Below are 12,485 nucleotides of genomic sequence, written 5' to 3' on the forward strand. Positions count from 1 at the left end.
GGAGGATGTGCATCCTCGGCGCGGGGCGACGTCGATCATGAGGTCCGGGGCACCCGGACCCTGAGCGAAGAAGGGCGGATCGTCACGGTCGCCGGGGTCTGTGCGACCGCGTCGCCGTCGGCGACGATCTCGACCGGTGCGGCACCGGCGGGAGTGTCGATGCGGATCTCGCGAGCCCGGCTGAGATGGATGTGCGGGTGACGGTCGTGCCTGCCGGACATGAACGCGACGAGTTCGACGGCGAGCTTCGGCAGCCATGCCTCCTTGAGGAGGACGACGTCGATGAGTCCGTCGTCGATCGCCGCCTCGGGTGACAGTGTGAGCCCGCCCCCGTAGCGGCCGGAATTCGCGAACCCCGCGGTCAGGCCCCGGAAGTCGAGGCGCTGTCCGTCGACTGTCAGCTCGAGGTCGATGCTCCTCGGCGGCAGGATCGCACGCAGGATCCCGTACAGGTACACCCAATGGCCCCGGACGACCCTGGTCGAGTTCGCATGCCGCTGGACGGTCGAGTCGAGGCCGAGACAGACGTTGCCGAGGCTGATCGTGCCATCGAGGTCGAGCACGTCGATCACTCGATCGCGGCCGTCGGCGATCGTGGCCACAGCCTCTTCGACGCGCTTAGGGATGCCGAGTTTGCCGGCGAGGTCATTGCCGCGGCCACCGGCGATGACGCCCAGTGCCGTGTCCGTATCGACGAGGCCGGCGGCGACTGTACGTGCCATCCCGTCACCGCCGAGTGCGCCGACGACCTTGGCGCCCTCGGCGGCGAATGCTGCGGCGAGCTCCTTCGCATGTTCCTCGCTCGTGCTTCTCACAAGCCGTGCCTCGAGACCGTGTGAGGCGAAGGCGTGGACGAGCGGATCGATGCGTCTGAGCACCGCTCCGCGCCGTGCCGTGGGATTGAGGATCACGGGCACGACCGCCGGATCGGCGACCGGCCGTGCAGAGCCCCGGTCTGCGGAATCCGTGCCGAAGGCGCCCTTGTCTTCGATGCCGCTCACAGTCGATCCGGTCCGTTCATGAGCTTGCCGGGATTCATGATGCCGGTCGGGTCGACCTCGGCCTTGGCTGCGCGCAGCATCCGCAACCACATCTGACCGGTCTCGGCGGGCAACCATGGAGCGTGGTCGGTGCCGACGGCATGGTGATGGGTGATCGTTCCGCCGCCCGCCATGATGGCGTCGCTGGCCGCGGACTTCAGCGCCTTCCACTGGGCGATCTCCGCCCCGACCTCCTGCTTGGCGAAGACCGTGTAGTACAGCGAACAGCCGGTGGCGTAGAGATGCGAGACGTGGCAGAGCACGAACGCAGGAGTGCCGCGATCGGCCATCGCCTTCTCGATTCCCGCGCCGATCGCACCGTGGAGGTCCTCCACCTTCGACCACGGGGCCGAGGTCTCCATCGTCTCGACGATCATGCCCTCACGCAGCAGCTGATCCCGCAGGTACGGAGTCGAGAAGCGGTGCTTCTCCCACGAGGTCTCCGGAACCGCGCCGAGGTTGACGCCCTTGTGCCGGCGCACGATCGAACGGCCCCGTGAGCGACGCGCACGCACATCGGAGGGGGTGCCGTCGTAGCGGACGACCAGCAGGCAGGGAGTCGTGAGGCCGCGGGCGCGCAGGTACGAGAGAACGCCCTTGCGTTGCAGCTCGCTGCCGAGCTGCGCGAGACCGAACGCGGTCTCGTTGACATCCGAGAGACGGGCGATGTCGAGCTGCAGTCCCGACTGCTCCATCTCCCGCAGTGCTGCGCTGCCTGAGGTGAAGTCCGGGAAGAACCAGGAGTCGCCCTGCACTGCCTTCGGCACGCGATGGATCCGCAGGGTCGCCTCGGTGATGATGCCCAGCGTTCCCTCGGAGCCGACGAACAGCTGGCGCGGATTCGGTCCGGCCGCCGTCGCCGGGGTGGTGCGCAGCTCGATGGGACCGTTCGGGGTCGAACAGCGCAGACCGCAGACGTTCTCATCGATGCGCCCGTACCCGGTCGACTGCTGACCGGCCGAGCGAGTGGCGATCCAGCCGCCGACGGTGCTGAACTCGAAGGACTGCGGATAGTGGGCGAGCGTGAAGCCGCGAGCCTGCAGCGCCTCCTCGAGGTCGGGTCCGAAGACTCCTGCCTGGACGGTGGCCGTCAGCGACTCCTCGTCGATGTCGATGATCCTGTCGAGGCGGGCCAGGCTGATGCTCACGACCGCCGCGAACTCGCCGCGCACGGCATCGATGCCGCCGACGACGCTGGTGCCGCCGCCGAAGGGAACGACCGCCACGGATTCCTCGGCGCACAGCGCGAGGAGGGTGTCCACCTCGGCGTTCGAAGCCGGGTAGAGCACCGCATCGGGAGCGGTGACCAGCTCGCCGCTGCGCAGCCGGATGAGGTCGGGCAGGCTGCGCCCGGCCGCATGGGAGACGCGGACGGCGCGATCGTCGCGGACGAATTCCTCGCCCACCGCCTCGGCGAAACGGGCCCTGACTGCGGACGGCAGGAATGATTCGGGCAGCTCGACGTCCTCGAGCGCCACGTGCGGCCTGTCGACTCCGGCCGGCCACCCGCAGTGTTTGCTCAGTATCACCTTCGCCCCGGGCTTGACCGGGCCGTCGTGGCCGTCTTCGCCCCAGCCCCACCAGCGCATACGCGGCTTGTCCATGGTCGTCATCCTTCGTGTCGTGATTCGGTGGTGAGTTCCGGAGCGAGCCGGGCCACAGCGTCATAGAGGTCAGCGCGGTCGGCGTCGACGAGTCCCCACCGGGTCCGCCGGTCGATGACGTCCTCGACCGTCAGCGCCAGTTCGTGTTCGACGGCGAAACGGACCTCCGCGCCGGTCAGCGGGATGCACTCGCGCACGGGTTCGTTGAGGGAGGGATCGGCATCGCCGTAGGCTGCCACCTTCGCCGCGTCGGTTCCGTAGATGGCGACGAGGCGGTCGGGCAGGCCGGGTGCGGGTGTGCCCTTGCCGACGAGGCCGAGTTCGGTCGTCCGGCATGCTCCGGCGCGCAGTCCGCCGACCTTGACGACGTCGTCGACGGCATCTTCGGCCATGCGGCGGTAGGCGGTGAGCTTGCCTCCGACGATCGTCAGCGCCCCGGTCCGCGAGTCGCGCAGCAGGGCGTGCTTGCGGGAGAGGTCGGCGCTGGTGGAGGCGCCGCTGCTCTTGATCAGCGGGCGGAAGCCGGCGTAGCCGCCGACGATGTCGTCAGTGGTCAGCTCGTCGCCGAGGACGGCGTTGATCGTGTCGAGGAGGAACGCCTCCTCATCGCCGTCGGGCAGGGCACGGTCCGGGATCGGTCCGTGGTGTGGATCGTCGGTGAGACCGATCATGGCCAGACCGTTGGGCCACGGCACGGCGAAGACGTAGCGACCGAAGTGACCGGGCACCGGGGCGGTGATCGCGGCCTGTGGGTCGCCGAGGCGGGCGGCAGGAACGAGAATGTGCGATCCCTTGCTCGGTGCCAGTTCGACGTCGCCTGCGAGGGTATCGGACCAGACGCCGGCGGCGTTGACGATCTGACGGGCGCGCAGCGTGTGCTCCTGCCCGGTGAGGCGGTCCCTGATGTGAACACGAGTGGGTTCGATGGCGGTCGCCTCGGCGTAGGTGATGATGCGTCCGCCGTGGGCGGCGGCCGTCCGAGCCAGTGCGACGACGAGCCGGGCATCGTCGATGAGCTGACCGTCCCAGCTGAGCAGCCCGCCGCGCAGACCGTCGGTCGCCGTCGTCGGGGCGAGCTGCCGGACTTCGGCGGCCGAGACGCGGCGGGGATGGGGGAGAAGCTCCTTCGGGGTGCGGGCGAGCATCCGCAGGAGGTCGCCGGCGTGGAAGCCGGTGTTCGTCATGGCGACCTCGACGCGACCGACCCCCGGATGCAGCGGGAAGATCATCGGCAGCGGCCGGATGAGATGCGGGGCGATGGTGTTCATCAGCCGGCCGCGTTCGACGGCCGATTCCCATGCGATCCCGATATCGCCCTTCGCGAGGTAGCGCAGTCCGCCGTGGGCGAGCTTCGATGACCAGCTGCTCGTGCCCGAGGCGAGGTCGCCGCGCTCGACGAGGGTCACCGAGAGTCCGCGGCTGGCCGCGTCCAAGGCGACGCCGGCGCCGGTGAATCCACCGCCGATGACGACGACGTCGGAGACATTCGCCGAGGCGGCCGCGAGGTCACGTTCGCGCTGAGCGGCATTGAGGGACGAGGTGTTCGCCGTGGCGTGGGAGCCGAGTCCCGCCGAGGCCGTGGGGCCGTCGTCTGCGTTGGTGGAGGTCATTCCCGCCCTTTCTGGCACGATGCCGTACCAGTTTGCATTCGGCGATCAGTGTTGTCAAGATCACACTGTGACTAAAGAAGGACGCCCCTACGCGGGAGCCAGCCGCGAGGCGCGGGAAAGTGCTCGGCGAGAACAGATCATCGGCGCGGGGATCGAACTGTTCGGGACTCAGGGATACCGAGCTGCCACCGTCGGTGCGATCTGTGAGACCGCAGGGTTGAACAAGCGCTACTTCTATGAATCCTTCGCCACTCTGGAGGATCTCCTCGTTGAGGTCTACGAGCGGGTGGTGGCCGATCTGCGTGCCGCGGTGCTGGCCGGCGGTGCGGCCGATGCAGGGGGCTCTGAGACTATGACGGAGGCGCAGGGCGGCGAGTCGACGACAGCATCAGGGGCCGACTCCACGGCGACGCCCGGTGTCGAGATCGCCGCGACACCCGGCGCCGAGGCCATGGCGGTGCTGCGCGGATTCATGGGCGGGTTTCTCGGCTGGGCGCAGGCGAACCCGATCTTCGCGCGAGTCCACCTCTTCGAAGTGCTCGGAGTCAGTGCGCGCATCGACGAGCTCTACCGTCTGCATGGTCGGGTGATCGGCGGCGAACTCGCCGATGCGCTCTGCGTGGCCGTCTCGGGCACCGTACTCACCGGCACGCGTCGGAGAGTGCTCGGGGACCTGCTCGTCGGCGCCGGTATTCAGATCGTCGTCGACTGGGTGATCGGCGACTATCAGCCTCCGAGGCGGGAGCTGCTGTCCGAGATCGAATCGACACTCGGCTGGGTTCTGACTGCGGGAGCGATCGGGGAAGGCTGAGCCTCGGGTGCCAGGACCCGACCCTCAGGCCTCCAGGCCTTGGAAGGCCATCGTCGTGACCGCCTCGGCGATGGTGTCGGGGTCGACAGGGTAGCTGGGCCGGTACCACTCGGTGATCGAGTTGACCATGCCGAAGAGCAGACGGGTGATGAGCCCGGGGGTGAAGTCCGAGCGCAGACCGCCCTCGGCGATGGCAGCCGCGACGAGAGCACGGACCTTCGCATCGATATTGCGCCTGGCCTCGAGGGCTTCGCGTTCCAAGGGTGAGTTTCCGCGCACGCGCAGCAGCAGGGTCACCGAATGGTGGTACTCGATGAGGATGACGACGCTGGCGCGCACGGCCAGCTGCAGGCGTTCGAGCGCGGTGACGTTCTCACGCAGGCTCTCGGTCTCGACGGCGGAATCGAGGGCGCGGATGCCGCGGCTGATCGCGAGATGCAGCAGCTCTTCCTTCGACTTCACGTGATGGTAGATCGCCGACTTCGTGATGCCGAGCTCACGGGCGACCGTGTCCATCGACGTGCCGTCATAGCCGCGGGAGACGAAGACCTCGGTGGCCTTATTGATGAGCGTCTCCCGGTCGTAGCCGGGACGGCCGCGGCGCGAGCGTTTGGGGGCGGTCGCCTCGGCGGGGGTCGTCGAGGACGTCGACGCGGCGGTCGTCGATTCCGCGGACGACGTCGTCGGGTCCGGGGTTGTCGACGCAGGTGAGGACGATTCGGGCATGCGCATCAGTCTAATCGGCCACCTCGGTGAGTGCCGCGATCCAAGTCACAGCACTCACCTCGGCGCGCGTCCGCGGCGCCGCTTCAGCGCATGCCCTGCGCCTCATCTCAGCGCACGCCCTCGCGGCGGTCGATGATGCGCTTCATCTTGCCGACCGAGCGCGGCAGGTCCCCGGGCAGCTTGATGTCGATGGAGCAGGAGACGCCGAGGCGCTCCTTGATGCGGGCGGCCACGAGCTTGTCGAGGCCGTCGAGTTCGACGGCGCCGACGCCTTCGCGGGCCTCGACCTCGACGGTCATCTCGTCCATCCGGCCAGGGCGGGTGAGGATGAGCTGGAAGTGGGGGCTCAGGGGTGCGAACTCGAAGAGCACGGTCTCGACGTTCGCGGGGTAGACGTTGACGCCGCGGATGATCATGAGGTCATCGGATCGGCCGGTGATGCGCGAGATGCGGCGGAAGTTCGGGCGCGCGGTGCCCGGCAGCAGTGTTGCGAGATCGTGCGTGCGGTAGCGGATGATCGGCAGCGCTTCCTTCGTCAGTGAGGTGAAGACGAGTTCGCCCTCCTCGCCGTCGGGCAGCACCTCGCCGGTGAAGGGGTCGACGATCTCCGGGTAGAAGTGGTCCTCCCAGATCGTCGGGCCGTCCTTCGTCACCGCGGATTCGCAGGCCACGCCCGGTCCCATGACCTCGGAGAGGCCGTAGATGTCGACGGCATCGATGTTGAAGGAGTTCTCGATCTCCTTGCGCATCTCGTCCGTCCACGGCTCGGCGCCGCAGATCGCGGTCTTCAGGCTCGTCGAGGTCGGGTCGATGCCCTGCTTGTGGAATTCGTCGAGGATCGTGAGCAGGTACGTCGGGGTGGCCGTGATGATGTCCGGCTTGAAGTCCTGGATGAGCTGCACCTGGCGCGGGGTCTGACCGCCGGAGATCGGGACGACGGTGAACCCGTGACGCTCCGCCCCGTGGACGCCGAGGCCGCCGGTGAACAGCCCGTAGCCGTAGGCGTTGTGCATCATCTGTCCGCGCTTGCCGCCGGCACCGAGGATGGACCGCGCGATGAGGCTGCCCCACCGATCGAGATCGCCCATCGTGTACCCGACGACGGTCGGCAGGCCCGTCGTTCCCGAGGAGGCGTGGATGCGCGCGACCTGCTCCTGCGGGACGGCGAAGAGCCCGAACGGATAGTTGTCGCGCAGGTCCTGCTTGGTCGTGAACGGCAGCTTCGCAATGTCATCGAGGCTCGTGATGTCGGCGGGAGTCACGCCGAGGTCGTCGAAGGCCTTCCGGTAGAACGGCACCCGTTCGTACACCGAGGTCACTGTCGTCTTGAGGTTCTTCAGCTGGTCGGAGCGCAGCTCGTCCAGGCTCATCCGTTCGCCGGCGTCGAGGTCGGTCTCAGTCATCATCGTCTCCTTGCGAATCTCTTCTGTGTGTCAGATCCAAAGACCGCCGAGGTGGTCCACCGTTCTTCGGTGTTCGGTCGTCGACGGGTGGTTCGGTGGGGGTGGTCCGGCGCGGCATGGTGCCTGTCGCGGAGCCGGCGGCCGTGTGGTTGGTCGGGTCTACTGGCGGGCGGGCAGCGTGCGGGAGCGGCCGCGGTAGGTGGCGATGATGTCGTCGCCGCGGGTGACGGTGACGTCGTAGATGCCCGAGCGGCCCTGCTTGATGACCTCATGGCCGCGGGCGACGAGCTGATCGCCGAGGTATGTGGGTTTGAGGAAGTCGATGTCTCCGCCGGAGGCGACGGTGATCGAACCGGGATAGTTGCAGGCCATCGCGAAGGTGGTGTCGGCGAAGAGGAAGATGTAGCCGCCGTGGGTGATGTCGTGGCCGTTGGTCATGATCTCGGTGACAGTCATCGAGCACTGCGCCCAGCCAGGTCCGTGGTCATCGACGGTGATGCCCAGGTGCTGGGAGGCGCGATCGTTGGCGAACATCGCGGCGGCACCGGTGAGCTCGGGCGCCGCCTCGGTGGGGGCGTCTGCGAGGGACGGAGTGGTCGCCTCGGTGGGGGACTCGGGCGCCGCCTCGGCGGGGGTGGAGGTGTTCGGGGTCTGTGACTCCGCGGTCGTCGTATCGTGGGCGGGCTGTCCCATGGTCGGCTCCTCCTCGAGTCGCGGGTTCAGGCGCCGATGCACGAGGAGTGCCTGCGCCGCTGCGTGTGGACGACGGTGAGAGTTCCCCGCGATTCCGGACGGTCAGCCCGTCGGAGAATAAACGACCATCTGGTCAATAAATATCGTTCCGATCGTCGTCGCTGTCAAGTCACGGGGTGCGTTCGGGGTGTGTTCATCTGCGAATCGCGCACGCATCGTCAAGCGCAGGCGGGAATAGGTCACTATCGGATAGCTGCCGAGAAATATAGGTCGCTATCGGACATTATCCGGCGCTGAAAGTATCCGATGCTGACCTATATTCGGCAGTCGCCGCTTCGGCACGGCGACGTGCAGGACGGCGGGGCTGAGTGGCTCCTTCGCGTGGGCGGCATTGCACCCGGGCCGGGGGTGTGCGACACTGGTGGCAACAATACAGAACAAATGGTCAGTAAATGGATGCCCTCGGGCCAGAGGTCTTACGATGGTCGGACCGATGAGGAGGTCGGCAGCCGCTGACCGAGGCAGGTCCTGACAAGGGCACATCCAAGGGTGGAGTGGTCATGACAACTCAAGTGAACGACAACCGCTTCGATGAGGCGCAGCTGCAGGAGCAGTTCGACGCCACGATCGAGGCCAAGGATCGGATCGAACCCCGGGACTGGATGCCCGAGGCCTACCGCAAGACGCTCATCCGCCAGGTCGCGCAGCACGCGCACTCGGAGATCATCGGCATGCAGCCCGAAGGCAACTGGATCTCCCGTGCGCCCTCCCTGCGTCGCAAGGCGATCCTGCTGGCGAAGGTCCAGGACGAAGCCGGACACGGCCTCTACCTCTACTCGGCCGCCGAGACCCTGGGCGCCACGCGCAACGAACTCACCGAGAAGCTCGTCGCCGGCAAGCAGAAGTACTCCTCGATCTTCAACTACCCGACCCTGTCCTACACGGATGTCGGCACAATCGGTTGGCTCGTCGACGGGGCGGCCATCTGCAACCAGGTGCCGCTGTGCCGGACCTCCTTCGGCCCCTACGGCCGCGCGATGATCCGCATCTGCAAGGAAGAGTCCTTCCACCAGCGCCAGGGCTACGAGCTGCTGATGACGATGATGCGCGGCACCGAGGCTCAGCGCGAGATGGTCCAGGAATCGGTCAACCGCTTCTGGTGGCCGGCGCTGATGATGTTCGGACCTCCCGACGACAACTCGCCGAACACCGAGCAGTCGATGGCCTGGGGCATCAAGACCCACACCAACGATGAGCTGCGCCAGAAGTTCGTCGACATGTCCGTCCCGCAGGCCGAAGCCCTCGGCGTGACGTTCCCCGATGAGAACCTCAAATGGAACGAAGAGCGCGGACACTACGACTTCTCCACCCCGAACTGGGACGAGTTCTGGGCCGTCGTCAAGGGAGACGGACCCTGCAACGAACAGCGCCTCAATCACCGCAAGCGCGCCTGGGACGAAGGAGCGTGGGTGCGCGAAGCAGCGCTCGCCTTCGCAGAGAACCAGACCGCCGAGGCGGCCGCCACCCCGACCGCGGCCGATGCGACTCCCGCCGCCGGAGTTGACACCACCACCCCCGAGGAGACAGCGAAATGACCGAGACCAACCCCGGCTCCACCTCGGCGAAGGACGCATCCGCTGCAGGCTCGACCCGCGGCGAATGGCCGCTGTACGAGGTCTTCGTGCGCGGCAAGCGCGGACTCAACCACGTCCACGTCGGATCTCTGCACGCCGCCGACGACCAGATGGCCGTCCACCATGCCCGCGACGTCTACACCCGACGCAACGAAGGCGTGAGCATCTGGGTCGTCCGCGCCTCCGACATCACGGCCTCGAGCCCGGACGAGAAGGACCCGATGTTCGCCCCCAGCGGCGACAAGGTCTACCGCCACCCCACCTTCTACGACATCCCCGCCGATGTCCCCCATATGTGAGAAGGGGCGAGAGATGACTGCGAACAACGAACCCACCATCCACGTCGAACACGACGAAGCCGGCACGAACGTCGATCACGGCGACCACGACAACGCGTACTCCGGTCTGCTCGTCAACGACGCGAACTGGGCCTTCGGCACCGACTTCGAAGACCCCCTGGCCGGCGTCGATACGACCGTGCCCGACGGCGTCGACGCCAAGGACCTCGGCGCGTACTGCCTCATGCTCGGCGACGACGCGCTCGTCTTCAGCCAGCGGATCTCCGAATGGTGCTCGAACGCCCCTGACCTCGAAGAGGACATCGCGCTTGCGAACATCGCGCTCGACCTCCTCGGCCAGGCGCGTCTCCTGCTCGCCCGCGCCGCCGCAGCCGATCCGGAGCTCGTGCCCGAGCTGCCGGCTGGCTCCCCGGTGCCCGATGAGGACCGGCTCGCGTACTTCCGCAATGACCTGGGCTTCCGCAATGTCCGCCTGGCAGAGGTGCCCAATGGCGACTTCGCCGAGGCGGTCGCGAAGATCCTCATCTACTCCACCTGGCGCCTGTCGATCTTCGAACGCCTCACCGACAGCCGCGACACCGTGCTCGCGGCCATCGCGGCCAAGGGCGTGAAGGAGATGTCCTACCACCGCGACTTCGCCGGACGCTGGGTCGTGACCCTGGCCCGCGGCACCGAGGAATCGAAGTCCCGCCTGGTCACCGCGCTGAACGGCCTGTGGCCGCTGTGGTCCGAGCTCTTCGAGACCCACCCAGTAGAAGCCTCCGTGGCCGAGGCCGGAATCGGCGTCGACCCCGCGACCGTGGCCGATGAGGCATCCGTCATCCTCGACCAGGTGTTCGCCGCAGCCGGAATCGACCGGCCCGAACGCGGCGGACTGGCCGGAGTCGGCGTCCACGGCGGCAAGGGCCGCGACGGACTCCACACCGAGGCCCTGTCGAAGCTGCTCGCCGAGATGCAGGTCGTCGCGCGGGAGCACCCGGAGGGTCAGTGGTGACCGCCATGCTCGAGACCTACCCGACCGACACCCGCACAGCAGACATCACCGACGCCGAGGCGATCGACCGTGCCTGGGCCGCCGCCGAACGCGTGACCGACCCCGAGATGCCGATGCTCACCCTCCTCGACCTCGGCGTTCTGCGCGACGTCACGATTGAGAACGGCCACGTCGTCACCACCATCACCCCCACCTATTCGGGCTGCCCGGCGATGGCGACGATGCGCGATGACCTGCAGCGCGAACTCCTCGAGGCCGGCTTTCCCGACGCCGAGGTGCGCGTGTCCCTGACACCCGCCTGGACGAGCGACTGGATCACCGAACGCGGCAGACAAGCACTCAAGGACGCCGGAATCTCCCCACCCGGGTCCGCCCCAGTCCGCACCGGCCCGGTGGCGCTGACCCTCATGCCCACTCGCCGCGCCGTGACCTGCGTGCTGTGCGGATCCGACAACGTCCGCCTGTCCTCCGAGTTCGGCGCGACCGCGTGCAAGGCGATGTACCAGTGCAACGACTGCCTCGAACCGTTCGACCATGTGAAGGAGATCTGATGACACAGACGATCGATCAGACCGCCGAGGCGGCTCCCGCCACCGAGCCCGCCGACGGACGCTCGCGGTCGGCTTTCTACCCACTCACCGTGAAGTCCGTCGACCACCTCACCGAGGATTCGGCCGCAGTGACTTTCGACGTGCCGGCCGAATACAGCGAACTCTTCGACTTCGCCGCCGGACAGTCCCTGACCCTGCGACGCATCATCGACGGCCAGGAGCACCGCCGCACCTATTCGATCTGCGCCCCGGCGGGAACCGCTCCGCGCATCGGTGTCCGCGAAGTCCCCGAAGGGCTCTTCTCCCTGTGGCTGGTCAACGAGGTCCGAGCCGGCGACACCATCGAGGTGCAGCCGCCCTCGGGCAGCTTCCGTGCCGACGCCTCCGCCGGTGGCCGGCACCTGTGCATCGCGGCGGGTTCGGGAATCACCCCGATGCTCTCCATCGCCTCGACCGTGCTGTCCAACCCCGACGCCTCGGTGACCCTGCTCTACGGCAACCGGCACACGAACACCGTGATGTTCGCCGAGGAGCTCGCCGACCTCAAGGACGCCCGCAACCAACAGCTCGACCTCGTCCACGTCCTCTCCCGCGAACCCCGCGATGTCGAGCTCTTCTCCGGCCGCCTCGACGCGGAGAAGCTGCGGGATCTGCTCACCGCCATCGTCCCGATCGGCAGCATGGACCATGTGTGGCTGTGCGGCCCCTTCGGCATGCTCGAAGACGCCCGCAAGGTCCTCGCCGAATTCGACGTGCTGAAGGAGAAGATCCACTTCGAGCTCTTCTACGTCGACGAACCCCCACCGGAGGTCGTCCACGCGGACAAGGTCGTCGAAGGGGCCACCAGCGACGTCACGGTCATCCTCGACGGGAAGCGCTCCACCTCGGCGATGTCGCAGGGCAAGACCATCCTCGATTCCGCACAGGAATCCCGGTCCGATCTGCCGTTCGCCTGCAAGGGCGGCGTCTGCGGAACCTGCCGCGCGAAGATCTGCGGCGGCGAAGTCAACATGGTCCGCAACTACGCCCTCGAGGACGCCGAGGTCGAAGCGAACTTCGTCCTCACCTGCCAGACGTTCCCCGTCAGCGACGAGGTCACGGTCGACTTCGACTCCTGAGC

12 protein-coding genes are annotated in these 12,485 nt (G+C 67.5%); 6 read left to right on the top strand and 6 right to left on the bottom strand.

Annotation, left to right across the window (positions count from 1 at the left end; genetic code table 11):
- Positions 1-35: 35 nt before the first annotated feature.
- From KTJ89_RS13900 to KTJ89_RS13910, 3 genes are read right to left on the bottom strand one after another with little or no spacing between them, the layout of a single operon-like run.
- Positions 36-1,001 carry a diacylglycerol/lipid kinase family protein gene (locus tag KTJ89_RS13900; protein ID WP_259358132.1) on the bottom strand — a complete coding sequence of 322 codons (966 nt, stop codon included), beginning with the start codon at positions 999-1,001 and terminating at the stop codon, positions 36-38.
- Positions 998-2,644 carry an FAD-binding oxidoreductase gene (locus KTJ89_RS13905; RefSeq protein WP_259358133.1) on the bottom strand — a complete coding sequence of 549 codons (1,647 nt, stop codon included), beginning with the start codon at positions 2,642-2,644 and terminating at the stop codon, positions 998-1,000. The genes KTJ89_RS13900 and KTJ89_RS13905 overlap by 4 nt, the downstream gene beginning before the upstream one ends.
- A 5-nt stretch (positions 2,645-2,649) precedes the next feature.
- Entirely contained in the window at positions 2,650-4,254 is a 1,605-nt protein-coding gene (locus KTJ89_RS13910) for a glycerol-3-phosphate dehydrogenase/oxidase (protein WP_259358134.1), read from the bottom strand.
- Between the two features lie 67 nt (positions 4,255-4,321).
- Here KTJ89_RS13910 and KTJ89_RS13915 point away from each other — a divergent pair, with 67 nt between their 5' ends.
- Positions 4,322-5,065: a TetR/AcrR family transcriptional regulator gene (locus tag KTJ89_RS13915; RefSeq protein WP_259358135.1), complete on the top strand. Its 744-nt coding sequence runs from the start codon at positions 4,322-4,324 to the stop codon at positions 5,063-5,065.
- Between the two features lie 24 nt (positions 5,066-5,089).
- Here KTJ89_RS13915 and KTJ89_RS13920 read toward each other — a convergent pair whose 3' ends face one another.
- The 3 genes from KTJ89_RS13920 to paaI all read right to left on the bottom strand — a co-directional run bounded on the left by KTJ89_RS13920 (position 5,090) and on the right by paaI (position 7,887).
- Positions 5,090-5,791 (bottom strand): TetR/AcrR family transcriptional regulator, encoded by a 702-nt coding sequence (locus KTJ89_RS13920; RefSeq protein WP_259358136.1) that lies wholly within the window; start codon positions 5,789-5,791, stop codon positions 5,090-5,092.
- 107 nt (positions 5,792-5,898) lie between these two features.
- Entirely contained in the window at positions 5,899-7,194 is a 1,296-nt protein-coding gene (gene paaK, locus KTJ89_RS13925; RefSeq protein WP_139467747.1) for a phenylacetate--CoA ligase PaaK, read from the bottom strand.
- Between the two features lie 159 nt (positions 7,195-7,353).
- Positions 7,354-7,887 carry a hydroxyphenylacetyl-CoA thioesterase PaaI gene (gene paaI, locus KTJ89_RS13930; protein WP_259358137.1) on the bottom strand — a complete coding sequence of 178 codons (534 nt, stop codon included), beginning with the start codon at positions 7,885-7,887 and terminating at the stop codon, positions 7,354-7,356.
- Positions 7,888-8,447: 560 nt separating this feature from the next.
- Between paaI and paaA the strand changes: the two genes are divergently transcribed.
- Genes paaA through paaE form a run of 5 tightly spaced genes read left to right on the top strand, consistent with a single transcriptional unit; the run spans position 8,448 to position 12,483 of the window.
- The gene (gene paaA, locus KTJ89_RS13935; protein ID WP_259358138.1) at positions 8,448-9,482 is read left to right on the top strand and encodes a 1,2-phenylacetyl-CoA epoxidase subunit PaaA; all 1,035 of its coding nucleotides are present in this window, start codon (positions 8,448-8,450) and stop codon (positions 9,480-9,482) included.
- On the top strand, positions 9,479-9,820 hold the full coding sequence (gene paaB, locus KTJ89_RS13940) for a 1,2-phenylacetyl-CoA epoxidase subunit PaaB (protein ID WP_172172924.1): 342 nt from the start codon (positions 9,479-9,481) through the stop codon (positions 9,818-9,820). Before paaA ends, paaB begins: the two co-directional genes overlap by 4 nt.
- Before the next feature lie 13 nt (positions 9,821-9,833).
- Positions 9,834-10,814 carry a 1,2-phenylacetyl-CoA epoxidase subunit PaaC gene (gene paaC / locus KTJ89_RS13945; protein WP_259358139.1) on the top strand — a complete coding sequence of 327 codons (981 nt, stop codon included), beginning with the start codon at positions 9,834-9,836 and terminating at the stop codon, positions 10,812-10,814.
- 5 nt (positions 10,815-10,819) lie between these two features.
- The gene (gene paaD / locus KTJ89_RS13950; RefSeq protein WP_139467886.1) at positions 10,820-11,365 is read left to right on the top strand and encodes a 1,2-phenylacetyl-CoA epoxidase subunit PaaD; all 546 of its coding nucleotides are present in this window, start codon (positions 10,820-10,822) and stop codon (positions 11,363-11,365) included.
- Positions 11,365-12,483, top strand: coding sequence for a 1,2-phenylacetyl-CoA epoxidase subunit PaaE (gene paaE, locus KTJ89_RS13955; RefSeq protein ID WP_259358140.1), 1,119 nt, complete (start codon positions 11,365-11,367; stop codon positions 12,481-12,483). Before paaD ends, paaE begins: the two co-directional genes overlap by 1 nt.
- The last annotated feature ends 2 nt before the right edge of the window (positions 12,484-12,485 follow it).

The sequence above is a fragment of the Brevibacterium sediminis genome, assembly GCF_024895295.1.
GTDB classification, from domain to species: domain Bacteria; phylum Actinomycetota; class Actinomycetes; order Actinomycetales; family Brevibacteriaceae; genus Brevibacterium; species Brevibacterium sediminis.